The 19,520-nt window shown below is 71.7% G+C and carries 22 protein-coding genes; 19 read left to right on the forward strand and 3 right to left on the reverse strand.

Going from position 1 to position 19,520, the window contains the following annotated elements; genetic code table 11:
* The 7 genes from sufB to Q9S36_RS47900 form a co-directional block, all read left to right on the forward strand.
* A partial coding sequence (gene sufB / locus Q9S36_RS47870) for a Fe-S cluster assembly protein SufB (protein ID WP_311291794.1) occupies positions 1–1,111 on the forward strand: 1,111 nt, incomplete at its 5' end.
* Between the two features lie 94 nt (positions 1,112–1,205).
* Positions 1,206–2,405 carry a Fe-S cluster assembly protein SufD gene (gene sufD / locus Q9S36_RS47875; protein WP_311291795.1) on the forward strand — a complete coding sequence of 400 codons (1,200 nt, stop codon included), beginning with the start codon at positions 1,206–1,208 and terminating at the stop codon, positions 2,403–2,405.
* The gene (locus tag Q9S36_RS47880; RefSeq protein WP_311291796.1) at positions 2,405–2,740 is read left to right on the forward strand and encodes a non-heme iron oxygenase ferredoxin subunit; all 336 of its coding nucleotides are present in this window, start codon (positions 2,405–2,407) and stop codon (positions 2,738–2,740) included. Before sufD ends, Q9S36_RS47880 begins: the two co-directional genes overlap by 1 nt.
* Positions 2,737–3,495, forward strand: a complete 759-nt coding sequence (sufC, locus tag Q9S36_RS47885) for a Fe-S cluster assembly ATPase SufC (RefSeq protein WP_311291797.1) — start codon at positions 2,737–2,739, stop codon at positions 3,493–3,495. The genes Q9S36_RS47880 and sufC overlap by 4 nt, the downstream gene beginning before the upstream one ends.
* Positions 3,496–3,553: 58 nt before the next feature.
* Positions 3,554–4,789, forward strand: coding sequence for a SufS family cysteine desulfurase (locus Q9S36_RS47890; protein WP_311291798.1), 1,236 nt, complete (start codon positions 3,554–3,556; stop codon positions 4,787–4,789).
* Positions 4,789–5,244, forward strand: coding sequence for a Fe-S cluster assembly sulfur transfer protein SufU (sufU, locus tag Q9S36_RS47895; RefSeq protein ID WP_311291799.1), 456 nt, complete (start codon positions 4,789–4,791; stop codon positions 5,242–5,244). Before Q9S36_RS47890 ends, sufU begins: the two co-directional genes overlap by 1 nt.
* The gene (locus Q9S36_RS47900) at positions 5,241–5,624 is read left to right on the forward strand and encodes a metal-sulfur cluster assembly factor (protein ID WP_311291800.1); all 384 of its coding nucleotides are present in this window, start codon (positions 5,241–5,243) and stop codon (positions 5,622–5,624) included. The genes sufU and Q9S36_RS47900 overlap by 4 nt, the downstream gene beginning before the upstream one ends.
* Before the next feature lie 21 nt (positions 5,625–5,645).
* Here Q9S36_RS47900 and Q9S36_RS47905 read toward each other — a convergent pair whose 3' ends face one another.
* The gene (locus Q9S36_RS47905) at positions 5,646–6,611 is read right to left on the reverse strand and encodes a hypothetical protein (RefSeq protein ID WP_311291801.1); all 966 of its coding nucleotides are present in this window, start codon (positions 6,609–6,611) and stop codon (positions 5,646–5,648) included.
* 130 nt (positions 6,612–6,741) lie between these two features.
* On the opposite strand from Q9S36_RS47905, the gene Q9S36_RS47910 reads away from it, so the two are divergent.
* Genes Q9S36_RS47910 through Q9S36_RS47920 form a run of 3 tightly spaced genes read left to right on the forward strand, consistent with a single transcriptional unit; the run spans position 6,742 to position 8,516 of the window.
* Positions 6,742–7,524 (forward strand): aminoglycoside adenylyltransferase domain-containing protein, encoded by a 783-nt coding sequence (locus Q9S36_RS47910; protein ID WP_311291802.1) that lies wholly within the window; start codon positions 6,742–6,744, stop codon positions 7,522–7,524.
* A gap of 29 nt (positions 7,525–7,553) precedes the next feature.
* Positions 7,554–7,940 carry a hypothetical protein gene (locus Q9S36_RS47915; protein WP_311291803.1) on the forward strand — a complete coding sequence of 129 codons (387 nt, stop codon included), beginning with the start codon at positions 7,554–7,556 and terminating at the stop codon, positions 7,938–7,940.
* A gap of 30 nt (positions 7,941–7,970) precedes the next feature.
* On the forward strand, positions 7,971–8,516 hold the full coding sequence (locus tag Q9S36_RS47920; protein ID WP_311291804.1) for an NYN domain-containing protein: 546 nt from the start codon (positions 7,971–7,973) through the stop codon (positions 8,514–8,516).
* Positions 8,517–8,551: 35 nt separating this feature from the next.
* On the opposite strand, the gene Q9S36_RS47925 is transcribed toward Q9S36_RS47920, so the two are convergent.
* Positions 8,552–9,202 carry an NAD(P)-binding oxidoreductase gene (locus Q9S36_RS47925; RefSeq protein ID WP_311291805.1) on the reverse strand — a complete coding sequence of 217 codons (651 nt, stop codon included), beginning with the start codon at positions 9,200–9,202 and terminating at the stop codon, positions 8,552–8,554.
* 131 nt (positions 9,203–9,333) lie between these two features.
* Here Q9S36_RS47925 and Q9S36_RS47930 point away from each other — a divergent pair, with 131 nt between their 5' ends.
* The 6 genes from Q9S36_RS47930 to Q9S36_RS47955 are packed head-to-tail and all read left to right on the forward strand — an operon-like array spanning position 9,334 to position 13,915.
* Positions 9,334–10,278 (forward strand): AraC family transcriptional regulator, encoded by a 945-nt coding sequence (locus tag Q9S36_RS47930; protein WP_311291806.1) that lies wholly within the window; start codon positions 9,334–9,336, stop codon positions 10,276–10,278.
* 42 nt (positions 10,279–10,320) lie between these two features.
* Positions 10,321–11,247 carry an ABC transporter ATP-binding protein gene (locus Q9S36_RS47935; protein ID WP_311291807.1) on the forward strand — a complete coding sequence of 309 codons (927 nt, stop codon included), beginning with the start codon at positions 10,321–10,323 and terminating at the stop codon, positions 11,245–11,247.
* Positions 11,247–12,119, forward strand: a complete 873-nt coding sequence (locus Q9S36_RS47940; protein ID WP_311291808.1) for an ABC transporter permease — start codon at positions 11,247–11,249, stop codon at positions 12,117–12,119. Before Q9S36_RS47935 ends, Q9S36_RS47940 begins: the two co-directional genes overlap by 1 nt.
* Positions 12,116–12,358, forward strand: a complete 243-nt coding sequence (locus Q9S36_RS47945) for a helix-turn-helix transcriptional regulator (protein WP_311291809.1) — start codon at positions 12,116–12,118, stop codon at positions 12,356–12,358. The genes Q9S36_RS47940 and Q9S36_RS47945 overlap by 4 nt, the downstream gene beginning before the upstream one ends.
* A 17-nt stretch (positions 12,359–12,375) precedes the next feature.
* On the forward strand, positions 12,376–12,981 hold the full coding sequence (locus Q9S36_RS47950) for an acVLRF1 family peptidyl-tRNA hydrolase (protein ID WP_311291810.1): 606 nt from the start codon (positions 12,376–12,378) through the stop codon (positions 12,979–12,981).
* 19 nt (positions 12,982–13,000) lie between these two features.
* Positions 13,001–13,915: a phosphotransferase gene (locus Q9S36_RS47955; protein WP_311291811.1), complete on the forward strand. Its 915-nt coding sequence runs from the start codon at positions 13,001–13,003 to the stop codon at positions 13,913–13,915.
* A 22-nt stretch (positions 13,916–13,937) separates the two neighbouring features.
* Here the strand turns inward: Q9S36_RS47955 and Q9S36_RS47960 are convergent, their stop codons facing one another.
* Complete coding sequence (locus tag Q9S36_RS47960) at positions 13,938–14,876, reverse strand: neutral zinc metallopeptidase (protein ID WP_311291812.1); 939 nt, start codon at positions 14,874–14,876, stop codon at positions 13,938–13,940.
* 121 nt (positions 14,877–14,997) lie between these two features.
* Here Q9S36_RS47960 and Q9S36_RS47965 point away from each other — a divergent pair, with 121 nt between their 5' ends.
* From Q9S36_RS47965 to Q9S36_RS47975, 3 genes are all read left to right on the forward strand, one after another.
* Entirely contained in the window at positions 14,998–16,596 is a 1,599-nt protein-coding gene (locus Q9S36_RS47965) for an ABC-F family ATP-binding cassette domain-containing protein (RefSeq protein WP_311291813.1), read from the forward strand.
* 172 nt (positions 16,597–16,768) lie between these two features.
* A complete protein-coding gene (locus Q9S36_RS47970; RefSeq protein WP_311291814.1) occupies positions 16,769–17,551 on the forward strand; it encodes an enoyl-CoA hydratase/isomerase family protein in 783 nt (260 codons plus the stop codon).
* Between the two features lie 81 nt (positions 17,552–17,632).
* Complete coding sequence (locus tag Q9S36_RS47975) at positions 17,633–19,507, forward strand: ABC transporter ATP-binding protein (RefSeq protein WP_396653980.1); 1,875 nt, start codon at positions 17,633–17,635, stop codon at positions 19,505–19,507.
* Positions 19,508–19,520: the final 13 nt, after the last annotated feature.

Below are 19,520 nucleotides of genomic sequence, written 5' to 3' on the forward strand. Positions count from 1 at the left end.
GGACATCAAGAACACCTACGACAAGCTGGGCATCCCCGAGGCGGAGAAGCAGCGCCTCGTCGCCGGCGTGGCCGCCCAGTACGAGTCGGAGGTCGTCTACCACTCGATCCGCGAGGACCTCGAGGAGAAGGGCGTCGTCTTCGTCGACACCGACACCGCGCTGAAGGAGCACGAGGAGCTCTTCAAGGAGTACTTCGGCACCGTCATCCCGGTCGGCGACAACAAGTTCGCCGCGCTCAACACCTCGGTGTGGTCGGGCGGGTCGTTCATCTACGTGCCGAAGGGTGTCCACGTCGACATCCCGCTGCAGGCCTACTTCCGGATCAACACCGAGAACATGGGCCAGTTCGAGCGGACGCTGATCATCGTCGACGAGGACGCCTACGTGCACTACGTCGAGGGCTGCACCGCGCCGATCTACTCCTCCGACTCCCTGCACTCGGCCGTCGTGGAGATCATCGTCAAGAAGGGCGGCCGCTGCCGCTACACGACCATCCAGAACTGGTCGAACAACGTCTACAACCTCGTCACCAAGCGCGCCACCTGCGAGGCCGGCGCGACGATGGAGTGGGTCGACGGCAACATCGGCTCCAAGGTGACGATGAAGTACCCCGCCATCTACCTCATGGGCGAGCACGCCAAGGGCGAGACGCTGTCGATCGCCTTCGCCGGCGAGGGCCAGCACCAGGACGCGGGCGCCAAGATGGTGCACGCCGCCCCGCACACCTCGAGCTCGATCCTGAGCAAGTCGGTGGCCCGCGGCGGCGGACGGACGTCGTACCGCGGCCTGATCCAGGTCAACGAGGGCGCGCACGGCTCGAAGTCCAACGTGCTGTGCGACGCGCTGCTGGTCGACCAGGTCAGCCGCAGCGACACCTACCCCTACGTCGACATCCGCGAGGACGACGTGTCGATGGGCCACGAGGCGAGCGTCTCGAAGGTCTCCGACGACCAGCTCTTCTACCTCATGTCGCGCGGCATGGAGGAGGACGAGGCGATGGCGATGATCGTGCGCGGCTTCGTCGAGCCGATCGCCAAGGAGCTGCCGATGGAGTACGCCCTCGAGCTCAACCGCCTGATCGAGCTGCAGATGGAGGGCGCGGTCGGCTGACTGATCCGGGCCGTACGACGCCGCCGCGGAGCGGCGGCGTCGAGCGGCCCGGAAGACAGTACGAAGCTCCTCCGAGTACCGAGAAAGAGAAACCTTGACCGCCACCACGGATTCCGTCCGCTCCGCGCTGGAGCAGGACAAGATCGAGAGCCACCTCAACCCGCCCGGCTCGTTCGACGTCGCCGACCACCCCGTCCCCACGGGGCGCGAGGAGATCTGGCGCTTCACGCCGCTGAAGCGGCTCCGCGGCCTGCACGGCGAGGCCGAGTTCATGCGCTCGGCCACGTCGTGCACGTGGAACACCCCCGAGGGCGTGCGCATCGAGGGCGTGTCCGGCGAGGAGGCCCGCGAGCTGCGCGGCATCTCGGGCTGGGCGCCCAACACGCGCTTCGCGGCCCGGGTCCTCGCCGAGGTCCCGGCGAGCCTGCTCATCGACGTCCCGGCCGACACCGAGGTGCCCGAGCCCGTCGTGGTCGACCTCCACGGCGAGGACGTCTCGGTGACCGAGGCCGGCCACGTCGCGATGCGCTTCGGACGCCACAGCAAGGCCGTGGTCGTGCTCAACCACACCGGCTCGTCCTCGGTCGCGGCCGTGGTCGAGATCGTCGTGGGCGACGGCGCCGAGGTGACCGTCGTGTCGATCCAGGACTGGGCCGACGACGCCGTGCACCTCGCCCACCACCAGGCGCGGGTCGGTCGCGACGCGACCTACAAGCACGCCGCGATCTCCTTCGGCGGCGACGTCGTCCGGATGGACGCCAACGTCACCTACGACGGCCCGGGCGGCTCCGCGGAGCTCCTCGGCCTCTACTTCGCCGACGCCGGCCAGCACATCGAGCACCGGATCTTCGCCGACCACAACGCCCCGCGCACGAAGTCCCACGCCGTCTACAAGGGCGCGCTCCAGGGCGAGAAGGCGCACACGGTCTGGGTCGGCAACGTGCTGATCCGCAAGGTCGCCGAGGGCATCGAGACCTACGAGGAGAACCGCAACCTGGTCCTCACCGACGGGTGCCAGGCCGACTCCATCCCCAACCTCGAGATCGAGACCGGCGAGATCGAGGGCGCCGGCCACGCCTCCGCGACCGCGCGCTTCGACGACAACCAGCTCTTCTACCTCCAGTCGCGCGGCGTCTCGGAGAAGGAGGCGCAGCGCCTGGTCGTCCACGGCTTCTTCAACGACCTGATCCGCCAGGTCGGCGTGCCGTCCATCGAGGACCGCCTGCTGACCACGGTCGAGGCCGAGCTCGCCAAGAACGTCCTCAAGGACACCGTCTTCGAGACGGGGTCCTGATGGCCTACGAACGCGCCTGCTCGCTCGACGAGGTCCCGACCGACCAGGCCCTCGCCGTCACCCTCGGCCGGTACGACATCGCGGTCGCCCGCGACGGCGACGAGGTCTTCGCGGTCGAGAACGTCTGCAGCCACGCCGAGGTCGCGCTGAGCGAGGGCGAGGTCGTCGACTGCCAGATCGAGTGCTGGCTGCACGGGTCGATGTTCGACCTGCGCACCGGCAAGCCCACCAACCTCCCGGCGACCGAGCCGGTCGCCACCTTCCCCGTCGACGTACGCGGCACCGACGTGTACGTCGACACCGAGACCACCCTGAACGGAGTCACCCCCGCATGAGCAAGCTCGTCATCACCGACCTGCACGTCACCGTCGAGACCGAGGACGGCCCCAAGGAGATCCTCAAGGGCGTCACCTTGACCATCAAGGAGGGCGAGACCCACGCGATCATGGGTCCCAACGGCTCGGGCAAGTCCACGCTGGCCTACTCGATCGCCGGTCACCCGAAGTACACGATCACCAGCGGATCGGTGACCCTCGACGGCCAGGACGTCCTGGCGCTGTCGGTCGACGAGCGCGCCCGCGCGGGCCTGTTCCTCGCGATGCAGTACCCCGTCGAGGTCCCCGGCGTCTCGGTGTCCAACTTCCTCCGGACGGCCAAGACCGCCATCGACGGCGAGGCCCCCAAGCTGCGCACGTGGGTCAAGGACGTCAACGGCGCGCTCGAGCGGCTCAACCTCGACTCGTCGTTCGGCCAGCGTTCGGTCAACGAGGGCTTCTCCGGCGGCGAGAAGAAGCGCCACGAGATCGCCCAGCTCGAGCTGCTCGACCCCAAGGTCGCGGTGCTCGACGAGACCGACTCCGGCCTCGACATCGACGCGCTGAAGATCGTCTCCGAGGGCGTCAACCGCTTCCGTGAGCGCGAGGGCAAGGGCGTCCTGCTGATCACGCACTACACCCGCATCCTGCGCTACATCGAGCCCGACTACGTCCACGTCTTCGTCGACGGCAAGGTCGCCGAGTCCGGCGGCAAGGAGCTCGCCGACCAGCTCGAGGCCGAGGGCTACGACAAGTACCTCAAGGCCAACGCCTGAGGTCTCGAGGCTCGCTGCGCTCGCACCTCAACCGCCGGCTGACACGGAAGGAAGACTGATGGAGGGACTGCTCCCGGATCTCGACGTGATCCGCAAGGACTTCCCGATCCTCGAGCGCACGCTCGCGGGCGGGCAGCCGCTGGTCTACCTCGACAGCGCCAACACCTCGCAGAAGCCGCAGGTCGTCATCGACACGATGGTCGACCACCTCGAGCGCCACAACGCCAACATCGCCCGGGCGATGCACCAGCTCGGCGCCGAGGCGACCGAGGCCTACGAGGCCGCGCGCGACAAGGTCGCCGCGTTCCTCAACGCCCCGTCGCGCAACGAGGTGATCTTCACCAAGAACGCCACCGAGGCGCTCAACCTGCTGGCCCGCACGATCGACCTCGGGCCGGGCGACAACGTCGTCATCACCGAGATGGAGCACCACTCCAACATCGTGTCGTGGCAGCTGGCCTGCGAGCGGGCGGGTGCGGAGCTGCGCTGGTTCGGGCTGACCGACGACGGCCACCTCGACCTCTCGAACGCCGACCATCTGGTCGACGAGCGCACCAAGGTGGTCGCCTTCGCGTGGGTGTCCAACATGCTCGGCACGATCAACCCGGTGGCCGACCTCGTCGCGCGCGCGGCAGCCGTCGGGGCGCTGTCGGTGATCGACGCCTCCCAGGCGGCCCCCCAGCTGCCCGTCGACGTCCAGGCCGTCGGCTGCGACTTCCTGGTGTTCACGGGCCACAAGGTGACCGGCCCGACCGGCATCGGCGTGCTGTGGGGGCGCGAGGCGCTGCTCAACGAGCTCCCGCCCTTCCACGGCGGTGGCGAGATGATCGAGACCGTGACGATGGCGCGCTCGACGTACGCCCGCGCGCCCCACCGCTTCGAGGCCGGCACCCCGCCGATCGTCGAGGCCGTGGGCCTCGGCGCTGCGGTCGACTACCTCGGCCACATCGGCCTGGACGCGATCCACGCGCACGAGCAGGCGATCACGGCGTACGCCCTCGACGGGCTGCAGTCCGTCCCGGGCCTGACCGTGCTGGGCCCGCTCGACGCGGCCCAGCGGGGCGGGGCGATCTCCTTCGAGCTCGCCGGCGTGCACCCGCACGACATCGCCCAGGTCCTCGACTCGCGTGGCGTCGCCGTGCGCGCCGGGCACCACTGCGCCAAGCCGGCGCACGCGCGCTTCGGGGTGCAGAGCTCGACGCGGATGTCGTCGTACCTCTACACGACCCCGGCGGAGATCGACTCGCTCGTCGAGGCGCTCCACCACACCCGCAGCTACTTCAAGGTGGACTGATGAGCACCGACCTCGACGCGCTCTACCAGGAGATCATCCTGGACCACTACAAGAACCCGCACCATCAGGGCCTGCGCGACCCCTTCGAGTCCGAGGTGCACCACGTCAACCCGACCTGCGGCGACGAGGTCACCCTGCGGGTCCACCTCGCGGACGGGGTCGTCGAGGACGTGTCGTACGACGCCGTGGGGTGCTCCATCTCCCAGGCGTCCGCGTCCGTGCTGACCGACCTCGTCATCGGCAAGCCGGTCGACGAGGCCATGGAGATCCACCAGACCTTCCTCGAGCTCATGCAGGGCAAGGGGCAGGTCGAGCCCGACGAGGACGTCCTCGAGGACGGCATCGCCTTCGCCGGTGTCGCCAAGTTCCCCGCGCGCGTGAAGTGCGCCCTGCTCTCCTGGATGGCGTGGAAGGACGCGACCGCCCAGGCACAGACTGAAGGAGAGACCCGATGACCGAGTCCACCCACCAGACCGACCACAGCGACCTGCCCGAGGTCCCCGAGGCCACCGGCGGAGGCACCTCGACCGTCACCGTCGACGACGTGACCGAGGCGATGAAGGACGTCGTCGACCCCGAGCTGGGCATCAACGTGGTCGACCTCGGCCTGGTCTACGGCGTGCACCTCGACGAGCACAGCAACGCGGTGCTCGACATGACGCTCACCTCCGCGGCGTGCCCGCTCACCGACGTGATCACCGACCAGACCGAGTCCGCCCTGGAGGGCCTGGTCGCCGACGTCGCGATCAACTGGGTCTGGATGCCGCCGTGGGGCCCGGACAAGATCACCGACGACGGCCGCGAGCAGCTGCGCGCCCTCGGCTTCAACGTCTGAGGTCGGGCGCGCGCGGTGTGATCAGCGCGTGCGCGGACGCGCGACCACCTTGGTCACCCAGTAGTCGGTCGTCGGGGTCGGTGTCGTGCCGAACCGCGCGTTGGGCAGGTAGAGCGACGAGCCGAAGCGGGCCAGAGTGGTCGGCACGTCGAAGGCTGTCGACGGGTCGAGGTCGGCGGTGGTGATGGTGCGGACCAGGCGTCCGCTCAGCCCGTCGCGGGAGAGCCGCAGCACCACGACCTCGTTGGCCCGGTTGCGGACGACGTACAGGATCCGGCCGTCGCGGAGCATCCCGTCGCCCATGGTGAGCGACGTGCCGCCGAGGTCGACCTCCGTCGCCACGCCGCTCGCCGGGTCGACGCGGTAGAGCAGCCCGAGGCTCGAGTTGACCACCAGCAGGCCACGACCGCCGGGGGCGGTCGCGATGCCGTTGGCGTTGAACGCGTCCTCCTGCTGCTGCCACTCGCCGGTGAGGGGGAGCGTGGTCGCGGTCGGGGTGGCGCCACGACGCAGCGCGGTCAGCCGGTAGAGCTGCGGCTGTAACGAGTCGGTGAACCACGCGGCGCGGCGGGTGAGGACGACGTCGTTCACGAACGCCTCGCCGGTCGTGAGGGTCACGTCGGCCAGCACCTCGCCGTCGTCGGTGTCGACCACGCGGGCCGTGCCCGCCGGCCCGCCCGCGATGTAGAGGCGGCCGCGCCGGTCGACCTTCATGCCGACCGACGGCGTCCCGGGGCCCTCGCTGACGACCTTCCCTCGCCCGGTGCGCAGGGACACCTCGTAGACGTCGCCGTCGGCCAGGGAGCCGAGCCACGCGGTCGGACCGTCGCCGATCGCGATCCCCTCCGGCTGGAACCCGTCGGGCAGGTCGATGCGGGCGGGGAACGGCCGGGTGCCGGGCGTGCCGGCGTCCGAGACGGCCGCACCTGGCGGCAGCAGGGTCATCCCGAGGACGACGGCGGTGCTGGTGACGAGCAGACGGCGCATGGTGGCTCCCGCGGGGGGACGAGGGTCGGTGGGGTGCCTCGACCGTAACCCCGCCCGGGCCGGACCGGCCAGCGTCGTCGCGCCCGGATAATCCGTGGCGGCGCCCGGTCCGGAGGCGCACACTCCATGCGTGCTGAACCCCCACCCCACGCGCTACGCCGCGCTCAACGGCGTGCTGCACGACCTCGTCACCGGCGCCCAGGACGCGCTGCGTGAGTCGTTCGTCGGCGCCTACGTCCAGGGGTCGTTCGCACTCGGGGCGGGTGACCTCCACAGCGACTGCGACTTCGTCGTCGTCGTCCACGACCGTCCCGATCCCGGTCAGGAGGCGGCCCTCCGCGCGCTGCACCGCGACCTGCCGCACCGCGACGGCTTCTGGAACCGCCACCTCGAGGGCTCCTACGCCGTGCTCGCCGACCTGCGTACGACGGACGGGCTCGGGCGCCCGTGGCTCTACGTCGACCACGGCCACGACTCAATGGCGTGGTCCGAGCACTGCAACCAGCCGTGGACCCGCTGGATCCTCCGCGAGCACGGGATCACCCTCGTCGGCCCGTGCCCGGTCGAGCTGATGGACCCGGTGCCCGACGAGGTGCTCCGCTCCCACGCACGCGACTCGCTGGCCACGCTCACCATGGACGTGCTCACCTGGTGCCCGCCCACCCTGGCGTGGTGCCAGCGCTACCTCGTCGTCCAGGCGTGCCGGAGCCTCTACACGGTGCGCACCGGCGAGGTGGCCAGCAAGCGCGACGCGCTGCGGTGGGCCATGATGCACGCCGACCCGGGCTGGCGCCCGCTGCTCCAGCAGGTGCTGGCCGACCGCGACCTCGGCCTCGACCCGGCGGCCGCTCCCCGGCCGGGCTCGATGGAGTCCGCGCGGGCGTTCGCGGCGTACGTCGCCGAGGCGGCCTGAGGCAACCCGCCGCCGACTAGGCTCGCGGCATGAGCGAGCCCGAGGTCGACCTGTCCGAGATCGAGTTCGACCACGAGGAGCTCCGGGTCTTCTGGGACCTCGCCCGGTTCCACGCCAAGCTCAACGCCGCTCCGACCTACTTCGGCCCGACGACACTGGAGTCGGTCCCGCCGCCCGCCTGGGCCTACGGCGACTCCGCGGAGGAGTCCGACGGCTTCGTGGCGGAGGTGCTGGCCGGCGAGGGTGGCCAGACGACGGCCGCGTCGTCCGACTACGCCGGCCAGCTCCCGGAGCCGGGCGTGCTCTCGATCCTCTGCGACGGGGTGGGCCGTCCGCGCGCGCTGGTCGAGGTCATGGACGTCCGTGCCGAGGGGGACCAGGTCGTGGAGGCGTTCAAGGTCGTCTACCAGGCCTGACGCCGGCGGGCGGTGTGGGAGAGTCCTCGCATGGCCGAACGGATGACCTACCTCCTCGTCGACGGGGAGAACATCGACGCCACGCTCGGGACCTCGATCCTCGGTCGTCGTCCACGGCCTGAGGAGCGTCCCCGCTGGGACCGCCTGCTGGAGTGGGCCGAGCGCGCGTTCGACCAGGACGTCACTGGCCTGTTCTTCCTGGCCGCGAGCACCGAGCTCCCCACCAGCTTCGTGCAGGCGCTGCTCGCGATCGGCTTCAAGCCGATCCCGCTGAGCGGCGAGGGGAAGATCGTCGACATCGCCATCCAGCGCACGGCCGAGGCGCTCGTCGAGCGGCCGGCGGACGTCGTGCTCGTCAGCCACGACGGCGACTTCGTCGAGCAGGTGACCCGACTGTGCGACGGGACGCGCCAGGTGGGGGTCGTGGGCTTCGGCGAGTTCGTGAACTCCCAGTTCCGCAGCCTGCCCGGGGTGCGGATCATCGACCTCGAGTACGACATCGGCGCCTTCAACTCCTCGCTGCCGCGCATCCGCATCATCCCGATCGACGAGTTCGACCCGCTCGACTTCCTCTGACGCGACCGCGCCCGGGCGACCGGGCGCGGACGCGCTCAGGCAGCCGCCGTCACGCTCAGCACCTGCGACGCGCGCGCGGCGTCCTCGAGCGCGTCGGCCTCCACGCGTGCGACCTGGCGCCGCGACACCTTCATGGTCGGGAGTCGGTCGCCCGTGCTGACGTGGGCGGGCCGGTCCGTCGGCTCGTCGTGCAGCACCGTCGGCCGCACGATCGTCCAGTCCAGCCCGGACTCGCGCACCATCTGCTCCTGGCGCTCGTGGTCGTCGACCTGCGGGCGGATGGCCAGCGAGAAGAACGCCTTCAGCGCGAGCGGCAGGTGCCGGTAGGTGGCCCCGATGCCGTACGTCGACTGCACCACCAGGCGGCGCACGCCGTGCTCGCGCATCGCGTCCAGCACCGCGCGGGTCCCGGCCGACCGCACGTCGAGGCGTGAGCTGGCCCGGCCGGTCAGCCGCACCCGGAACGGGTTGTCCGGGATGCCGAGGGTCACCGCGACCGCGTCCTGCCCGACCATCGCCTTGCCCAGCGCGTCGGCGTCCAGCACGTCGCCGGTCACCGTCCGCACCCCCTCGGGGTGCGTGCCCGGCTGACGGGAGTACGCCGTCACGACGTGGCCGCGCTCGACGAGCTCGGCGACGAGCTCCGCGCCCGTGCCCCTGCTGGCTCCTACGACGAGAACCCTCATGACCTGCTCCTTCGATCCTGTCCCGGACCTCTTCCGGGGCTGCTCCCAGCCTCGGGCGTCGGCTCTGGACGATCAATGCCACCACGACCGGAGGTCTTGCTCGATCGTCCGAGACGCGCGAGACTGGCAGGGTGGACCGCGACGTGCTGACCGAGACCCTCACCGACTTCGGGATGAGCGGCGTCTTCTACGCGGTGTCCGAGCTGCGCGCGCCGTGGGGGATGGAGATCCCGCCGCTGCCGGGCACGGTGGTGTTCCACCTCGTCACCGCCGGCGAGATGGTCCTCGAGGTCGACGGCGAGTCGCTGCCGATGGTGGCGGGCGACATGGCGCTGGTCCCGCGCGGGCAGGGGCACGCGGTGCTCGACGCGCCGGGCAGTCCCGCGACACCGCTGTTCGACCTGCCCCGGGTGGAGCTCGGCGAGCGCTACGAGCGGATCAGCATCGCCGGCCCGGGAGCGGAGGCGGAGCTGGTGTGCGGAGCGGTCAGCTTCAGCGGACTCGGCGTCGCGCGCCTGCTCCGCAGCCTCCCGCCCGTGCTCACTGCCGGTGACAGCGGGGACGCGGCCTGGATGCGCGCGGCGTTCGACGTCATCGGGGCAGAGTCGCGCCATCCGCGCCCGGGCAGCGACGTGGTGACCGCCCGGCTCGCCGACATCCTCGTCGTCCAGGTCGTGCGGGCCTGGCTGGAGTCGGGGGCGCAGGACCGTGGGTGGGTCGCCGGGCTGCGCGACCCGCAGATCGGTCGCGCGCTCGCCGCCTTCCACGCCGAGCCGGGAGCGCCCTGGACCCTCGCCTCCCTCGCCGCCGAGGCCGGGATGTCGCGGTCGGCGTTCGCCGACCGCTTCCGCGACACGCTCGACGAGCCGCCGATGGCCTACGTGACCGCCTGGCGCATGGACCTCGCCGCGCGACTCGTCCGCGAGCGGCACCTCTCGCTCGCGCGGGTCGCGGAGCGCGTCGGCTACCAGTCGGAGGCCGCCTTCAACCGGGCCTTCCGCCGCGCCCACGGGATGACCCCCGGGGCGTTCGCGCGCAGGGAGGGGACCCTGGCGTCGGCGCTCCCGATCATGTAGCACTCTTGCTACAGCGATAGCACGAGGACTACATTCCGACTCGTGAGCACGTCCCCGGGAGCCGTCATCGAGGTCCGCGACCTGCGCATGCGCTACGGCGACAAGGACGTGCTGACGGGCGTCGACTTCTCGGTGGGGGCGGGTGAGGTCGTGTGCCTGCTGGGCCCCAACGGCGCCGGCAAGACCACGACTATCGAGATCCTCGAGGGGTTCCGCGCGCGGTCGTCGGGCGAGGTCGCGGTGCTGGGGGAGGACCCCAGCCGGGCGAGCGAGTCCTGGCGCGCCCGCACGGGTGTCGTCCTGCAGTCCTGGCGCGACCACGCCCGCTGGACGCCGCGCGCGCTCCTCGACCAGGTGGGTGGTTACTACGCGCCGTACTCCACTCCTGGGCGGGCACGCCCGGTCCCGACCGACGAGCTGCTCGAGGTCGTCGGCCTGGTCGACCTCGCCGACCAGAAGATCGCGACGTTCTCGGGTGGTCAGCGTCGCCGCCTCGACGTGGCGATGGGCATCGTCGGCCGGCCCGAGCTGCTCTTCCTCGACGAACCGACGGCCGGGTTCGACCCGCAGGCCCGTCGCGAGTTCCACCAGGTCGTCCACCGCCTCGCCGACCTCGAGCACACCACGATCCTGCTGACGACGCACGACCTCGACGAGGCCGAGAAGCTCGCCGACCGGGTCCTCATCCTCGCGGGCGGCCGCATCGTCGCCGACGACACCGCGGAGCGGCTCGCGCTCCGTGCGGCACTGGGCGTGGAGGTGAAGTGGTCGCGCGGCGGCGAGCGCTTCGTGCACTCGACCGACGACGCCACCGACTTCGTGCGCCGCCTCCTCGACGAGCCCGGCGAGCCCGTGGTCGACCTCGAGGTCAGACGCGCGACGCTCGAGGACGCCTACCTCGACCTGGTCCAGCGGCACGAGGCCGGCCGGTCCGACGAGGCCGTCCGCGTCTTCCGGGAGGCGGTCTGATGGATGCCGCGCCCGGGGGCCGCCAGCCGGTGCTGCACGCCGTACGGCTGGGCCTGCGTCGAGGTGCGACCGAGCTCGTGCTCAGCCTGCGCAGCTCGCAGGACCAGTGGTTCTACCTCTTCACCGCGTTCCTGGCCGTCGGCTACCTCTACCTCCGGCGCGACACCCCGGTGGACGGCACGGGCCTGCTGCTCCCGTCGGTCGCCCTTCCGAGCATCATGGCGGGGCTCATCGCCTTCGGCCTGGTCATCGGGCCGGCCTACAGCCTGGCGATGGAGAAGGAGGACGGCACGCTCCTGCGCGCCAAGGCCGTGCCGCACGGTCTCGTCGGCTACTTCTCCGGGCAGCTGCTGTTCCACTCCGCCAGCCTCTTCCCGCAGATGGTGGCCGTCCTGGTGCCGAGCTTCCTGCTCTTCGACGACCTCATGGCGCACCCCAGCGGCTGGTTCACCGTGGTGTGGGTGACCGTCCTGGGGCTGCTCGCGCTGCTGCCCATCGGGATGGTGATCGGCGCGCTGGTGCCGGGCGTGCAGAAGGTCGGGATGTGGGGGATGCTCCCCGTGATGGGGCTCGCGGGCATCTCCGGCATCTTCTACCCCGTGCAGGAGCTGTGGGGCTGGGTGCAGGTGGTGGCACAGGTGTTCCCGATGTACTGGCTGGGCCTCGGGATGCGGTCCGCCTTCCTGCCCGACAGCTACGTCGCGGCCGAGATCGCCGGGTCGTGGCGCACGCTGGAGACGGTCGCCGTCCTGGGCGGGTGGGCCGTCGTCGGCGCGCTCGTGGCGCCGGCCCTCCTGCGCCGCATGGCGCGGCGGCAGTCCGGCTCGACGGTCGCGGCGGCCCGCGAAGCGGCGACGCAGTGGGTCAAGTGAGCGACACCGTCCACAACCGGATCCTGCTGCTGCGCGCGGAGCAGGGGGTGTCCCGGCGCGAGCTCGCCGATGCGCTCGGCGTGCACTACCAGACCGTCGGCTACCTCGAGCGCGGCGAGAACAGCCCGAGCCTCGACCTCGCGCTCCGGATCGCCGCCTTCTTCGGGGTGCCCGTCGAGGCGGTCTTCTCGCTGACGCCCTTCCCGCGGGTGAGCGACCAGACGGGCCGCGAGGCCTGACGCGGTAGCGTCGCCGGGTGCCCGACGTCCTGGTCCCTGCCGCGCGCTGGGTGCGATGGGTCGACAACTTCGCCACGGGCCATGGCGGCGTCGACCTGGCCGTCGTCGCGGGTGGCCTGCGCGGGCAGGCTCCCGACGGCTCGCACTTCTCCGCACGGCTGCCGTTCGGGGCGTCGTACGCCGGACCGCCGGAGGCGGGTGCCTTCGCCGCGGCTGCGGTGCCGCCGGGAGAGTGGGGCGTGCTGCTGGTCCGCAAGGGCGGGTTCGCCGTCGCCCGGCTCGCCGCGGACGCGGTCGTCGACTCGAAGGTCGGCCAGCGCCACGTCCAGGGACGCACCAAGGCGGGCGGGCAGAGCCAGCAGCGGTTCGCCCGCCGGCGTGACAACCAGGCCAGGCAGGCCTACGAGGCGGCGGCCGACCACGCCGCGCGGATCCTCGGCGGCGTCGCCGTCCTCGTCGCGGGTGGGGACCGGGCGGCCGTCGACGCGGTGCTCGCCGATCCTCGGCTCGCCCGGGCCGAGGTGGTCGGGCCGTGGCTGCCGGTGCCCGACCCGCGGCGCGCGGTGCTGGACCGTGCCGTCGCCGACGCCGTCGCGGTCCAGGTGGACGTGGTCAACGCCTGAGTGCGCTAGGTTCGCGCGCATGAGCGGGTCCGCGTGGCAGCCCGAGCCGGGGTGGCAGTCCCTGCCCGGCGCCGGGCCTGCCACGGTCGGCGTGTGGTCGGCGACCGTCGCCGGGCGCGAGGTCGTGGTCAAGCGGCTCCGGGTCCCCGACCCGCACGACGCGACCGGGGTGCTGTCGCCCGCCGACGTGAACTACTGGCGGCGCGCCGCCGACGTCGCCCTCAGCGGCGTCGTGGCGAGCTCTCCGGGCCTGCGCGAGGCACCCGTCGTCCGCGTGGACGAGGACGACGAGGGCGTGACCCTCGTGCACCAGCGCGTCGAGCACCAGGACGCCCCCGGGCTCTGGCTCGCGGCGTGCCTGGGCCGGTTCGCCGCGGTCGACCTCGGCCGCCATCCGTGGCTCGCCCGCGACCAGCTCCGCACCCGGCTGGGGCTGGTCGAGCGCCGTGGCGGGTGGAAGACCCTCGCCCGGACGCCGATGGCGGACGTCGCCGACCACCTCTGGACGCACCGCACGGTGTGGCTGGACCGCTGCGACGCCCTCCCGCAGGTCGCCCAGCACGGTGACCCGTCAGCGGCGAACATCCCCGGCCGGGCGGGGGACGGGGCGGTCGCCATCGACTGGGCCCACCTGGGCCACGGCCCCGTGGGCGCCGACCTCGGCTACCTCTCGCTGGCGACCCGCGAGGACGTCGACCCGCTCGTGGAGGCGTACGCCGCCGCGCTCCCGCCGGGGCTGGCCTCGGCCGACGAGGTCCGGACCGGAGCCCGGGTGATGGCCGTCTACACCGCGCTCACCCGGCTCGACTGGGCGCTCGCTCGCGTCGCCGACGGCGACGGTGCGCTGGCGGGCAAGTTCCGCCACCCCAGCGTCGCGCCGTACATCTACGCGATGCAGCGGCAGGTCGGTCAGATCGAGGCGCTGCTCGGCTGAGAGGCCCAGGTCCGGCCGGCGCTCAGAGCTCGTTGGCCGCGAAGGTGTCGCAGCTCTCGACGGTGCCGTCCTCGTAGCCGGTCATGAACCAGCGCATGCGCTGCTCCGACGAGCCGTGGGTCCAGCCCTCGGGGTCCACCCCCTGGCCGGACTTCTGCTGGATCCGGTCGTCGCCGACGGCCTTGGCCGAGTCGAGCGCCTCCTGGATGTCGCCCTGGTCGAGCTCCTCGAAGATCGCCACCCCCTCCGCGTCGGTGGTGCCGGTGGCGGCCTTGGTCCAGAGGCCGGCGTAGCAGTCGGCCTGCAGCTCGAGGCGTACGGCGTCGGACTCGGGGCCCTGCTGGGTGCGGACCTTGCCCATCGTGCCCATCAGGTTCTGGATGTGGTGGCCGTACTCGTGGCCGATGACGTAGGGCTCGACGAAGTCGCCGCCCTGGCCGCCGAGCTGGCCCTCGAGGACGTCCTGGAAGAACGTGGTGTCGAGGTAGATCTTCTGGTCACTCGGGCAGTAGAAGGGCCCGACCTGCGAGCTGGCCTGGCCGCAGCCGGTGTTGACCCCGCCGCTGAAGGTCATCATCGTCGCCGGCTCGAAGCCGCTGCTGAACTGTGTGGACCAGAAGTTGTAGAGGGAGTTCTCGACCGCGACCCGGGCGCAGTCCTCGTCCTTGTTGGCGTCCGCGCCGGTCTTGCAGTTGTCGTAGCGCTCGGAGTCGTCCATCCGGCTCGTGTCGGTCCCGCCCTGCGACTGGGTGCCGGTGCCGGTCCCGCCGCCACCCCCGAGGCCGCCGCCCAGGCACTGGGTGAGGACGACGAACAGGATGATGATGATGATGCCGCCGATGCCGCCGCCGGCGCGGGTGCCGCCCGGGATCGGGAGCCGCATCGGCCCGCCGCCGCCACCGCCTCTGCCTCCGTCACCGACGCGGGAGGTGTCGAGCCTGGCCTTCGGGTTGAAGCGCATGCGCGTTGCCTTTCCGCAGGTGGGGACGGGGGTCGGGTCCCGGTGGAGCCTCAGCGCAGGTTAGCGCGTGCGTGCGTCGATGGGGCTCCGGCCCTCACCCCTTCGTAGGATGTCGCCCGAGATGATCACCGCCCAGAAGCTCGAGGTCCGAGCCGGCGCGCGGCTCCTCATGGACGACGTCACCTTCCGCATCGCCGCAGGCGACAAGGTCGGCCTCGTGGGGCGCAACGGTGCCGGCAAGACGACCCTCACCCGCATCCTCGCCGGAGAGGGCCAGCCCGCGTCCGGGCAGGTCCTCCGCAGCGGCGACATCGGCTACCTCCCGCAGGACCCGCGGGTCGGCGACCCCGAGGTCATCGCGCGCGACCGGATCCTGTCGGCGCGCGGCCTCGACGAGGTCGTACGCCGCCTGCGCGAGGCCGAGGTCGAGATGGCCAGCGAGGACCCGAAGGTCCACGAGCGGGGCATGAGGCGGTGGGCGCGTGCCGACGCCGAGCTGCACGCCGGTGGCGGGTACGCCGCCGAGTCCGAGGCCGCCCAGATGGCCGCCGCCCTCGGCATCGAGGAGCGCATCCTCGCCCAGCCGATCGGCACGCTGTCGGGCGGCCAGCGCCGTCGCGTCGAGCTCGCGCGCATCCTGTTCTCCGGCGCCGAGATCATGCTGCTCGACGAGCCGACCAACCACCTCGACGCCGACTCCATCGTGTGGCTGCGCGACTTCCTCAAGGCCCACCGCGGCGGCTTCGTGGTGATCAGCCACGACAACGCGCTGCTCGAGGCGACCGTCAACAAGGTCTTCCACCTCGACGCCAACCGCGCCGTCATCGACGTCTACAACATGGGCTGGCACAACTACCTCACCCAGCGCGAGGACGACGAGAAGCGCCGCCGCCGCGAGCGCCAGAACGCCGAGAACAAGGCGAAGGTGCTCACCGACCAGGCCAACAAGATGCGGGCCAAGGCGACCAAGGCGCAGGCCGCGCAGTCGATGCTCAAGCGGGCCGAGAAGATGATGGCCGGCATCGAGACCGAGCGGCAGGCCGACAAGGTGGCGCGCATCGCCTTCCCGGATCCCGCGCCGTGCGGCAAGACGCCGCTGATGGGCACGGACCTGTCGAAGTCCTACGGCTCGCTCGAGGTGTTCACCGCCGTCGACCTGGCGATCGACCGGGGGAGCCGGGTGGTGATCCTCGGCCTCAACGGTGCCGGCAAGACCACGATGCTGCGGATCCTGGCGGGCGTCGACCAGCCCGACACGGGTGAGGTGCTGCCCGGCTACGGGCTCAAGATGGGCTACTACGCGCAGGAGCACGAGACCCTCGACGTCAACCGCACCGTGCTGGAGAACATGCACAGTGCCGCCCCGGAGCTCACCGACACCCAGGCCCGCTCGGTGCTCGGGTCGTTCCTGTTCTCCGGCGACGACGCGCACAAGCCCGCCGGCGTGCTGTCCGGCGGTGAGAAGACCCGCCTCGCGCTCGCGATCCTCGTGGTCTCGAGCGCCAACGTGCTGCTCCTCGACGAGCCCACCAACAACCTCGACCCTGCCTCGCGCGAGGAGGTGCTGCACGCGATCCGCAGCTACACCGGCGCGATCATCCTGGTCACCCACGACGAGGGCGCCGTCCGGGCGCTGGACCCCGACCGGGTGCTCCTGCTGCCCGACGGCGACGAGGACCTCTGGTCCGAGGAGTACGCCGACCTGGTCTCGCTCGCCTGAGGCGTTGCTGGCTCCCTCCCCGGTCGTCGGAATCCCCGCTCGAGCGGGGAAACCTGCACCTGCCGGGCGTTGCAACGGTCGGCAGGTGTCAGGTTGCCGCGGCAAGCCGGGGCGCCCGCGGCGTACGACCCGCCTGCAGCGAGACGTTACTCACCAGTAGTAATGTGCAGCCATGACTTCCGAAGACCTGGCCGCCGTCGGCCTCCGCCTCGACATCGAGGGTCCCGTCGCGACCGTCACGCTCGACAGGCCCGACGTCCGCAACGCGCAGACGCCGGCGATGTGGCTGGCGCTGGCCGAGATCGGCCGCACCCTCCCCGATGAGGTGGGCGTCGTCGTGGTGACGGGCGAGGGCGAGACCTTCTCGGCCGGGCTCGACCGGGCGATGCTCGACCCGTCCAACGCCGGCGAGGGCAGTGTCCTGGGGCTGCTGGCCCTCGGCGACGAGGAGGCCTCGGCGCGCATCGAGGAGTTCCAGCGCGGCTTCACCTGGCTGCGTGACCCCCGCTTCGTCACGATCGCCAAGGTCCGCGGGTATGCCATCGGCGCCGGCTTCCAGCTCGCGCTCGCGTGCGACCTGAGAGTGGTCGCCGACGACGCGAAGTTCTCGATGAAGGAGTCCGCGCTCGGCCTGGTCCCCGACCTCACCGGCACCAAGCCGCTGGTCGAGCACGTCGGCTACGCCCGCGCGCTGGAGATCTGCGCCACCGCGCGCGTCGTACCTGCCGAGGAGGCGGTGCGCATCGGACTGGCCACCGCAGCCGTCCCGGCCGCCGACCTCGACGCGGCCGTGGCGGAGCTCTCGGCCGCGCTCGTCGCGCCGATGCCGGGCGTCGTCACCGAGACCAAGACGCTGCTCCAGGGCGCGGCCGACCGCGACCTCGACGAGCAGCGCCGCCTCGAGCGGGAGGCACAGGTACGCCGCTTCCGCGCGGTGGCCGCGGCGCTCTCCTGACCGCGGTGTCGGTGCCCCGAGGAACAATGCCCGGGGCGCGGGCGTTCACCGGGACGGACGAGCGAAGGAGCAGGCATGTCGATGGGGCCGGGTGCAGGTGGCCCGCCGTGGCGGTTCCTGCGCAGCGACCGCAGCGTGGTCGAGAACAAGATCGAGCGGCGGACCGTGCGCAGGGTGCTGGGCTTCGCGCGCCCGCACCGCAGGCTGATCGCCGGCTTCCTCGCGGTCACGGTGGTCGACGCCGCCCTGGTCGTGGTGCCGCCGCTGCTGCTGAAGTCGATCATCGACGACGGCGTGCGCACCGGCGACACCTCCCTCGTGGTCTGGCTGGCGCTGCTCGTCGCAGTGGTGGCGGTGGTCGACGCGGCGTTCGGGCTGATCACCGGCTGGCTCTCCAGCCGGATCGGTGAGGGCCTCATCTACGACCTGCGCACGCAGGTGTTCGCCCACGTCCAGCGCCAGTCGCTGGCCTTCTTCACCCGCACGCAGACCGGCGCCCTGGTCAGTCGGCTCAACAACGACGTGATCGGCGCCCAGCGTGCCTTCACATCCACCCTGCAGGGCACCGTCTCCAACGTCATCGCGGCAGTCGTCGTCGGCGTGACGATGCTGTTCCTCAGCTGGCCGGTGACCTTGCTCTGCCTCGCCCTGTTCCCGATCCTGCTGCTCGCGTCGCGCTGGGTCGGCAACCGGCTCGCCGACCTGTCCCGCCAGCAGATGGACGGCAACGCCGACCTCGGCAACGCGATGACCGAGCGCTTCAACGTCGGCGGCGCGATGCTGCTCAAGCTCTTCGGCCGCCGCGACGCGGAGGACGTGGCGTACGCCAGGAAGGCCGCGGTCGTGCGCGACCTCGGCGTCCGCATCTCCCTGCTCACCCGGGTGTTCTTCGCCGCGATGACGCTGGTGCCGTCGCTGGCCACCGCGCTGGTCTACGGCATCGGCGGCTGGCTGGCCATCCGCGGTGACCTCTCCGTCGGCACGATCGTGGCGCTGGGCGTGCTGCTGACCCGGCTGCTCGGCCCGCTGCAGGGGCTCTCCAACGTCCGGATCGACGTGATGACCGCGCTGGTGAGCTTCGACCGGGTCTTCGAGGTGCTCGACCTGCCGTCGCTGATCCAGGAGAAGCCTGACGCCGTCGAGCTGCCGCCCACGGCGTCGCGCCTGGAGTTCGACCACGTCGCCTTCACCTATCCCCGCGCCGACCAGATCTCCCTGGCGTCGCTCGAGACCGTCGCCCGCACCGAGTCCCGCGACACGGGCCAGGTGCTCCACGACGTCACCTTCACCGCCGAGCCGGGGCAGATGGTCGCGCTGGTCGGCCCGTCCGGCGCCGGGAAGACCACGGTGACGCACCTCGTCGCACGGCTGTACGACGTCGAGGCCGGGGCCGTGCGCGTCGGCGGCCACGACGTGCGCGACGTGACGCTGCAGTCGCTGGAGGACGTGGTCGGCTACGTCACCCAGGACGCCCACATGTTCCACGACACCATCCGCGCGAACCTCCTCTACGCCAGGCCCGCCGCGACCGAGGCCGAGGTCTGGGCGGCGCTCGAGGCAGCCCAGATCGCCCCGCTCGTCCACTCCCTGCCCGACGGCCTCGACACGGTCGTGGGTGACCGGGGCTACCGCCTCAGCGGCGGCGAGCGCCAGCGCCTCGCCATCGCGCGGCTGCTGCTGAAGGCGCCCGCGATCGTGGTGCTCGACGAGGCCACCGCCCACCTCGACAGCGAGTCCGAGGCGGCCGTCCAGGACGCGCTCGACGCCGCGCTGGAGGGACGTACGTCCCTGGTGATCGCGCACCGGCTCTCCACGGTCCGCAACGCCGACCTGATCCTCGTGCTCGACGACGGCCGCGTCGTCCAGCAGGGGACGCACGCCGAGCTCCTCGCCGCAGGTGGCCTCTACGCCACGCTCCACGCGACGCAGTTCCGCGAGGTCTCGGTCCCGGGATAGCCGGGTCTCGACT

Source organism: Microbacterium sp. ARD31, from assembly GCF_031844425.1.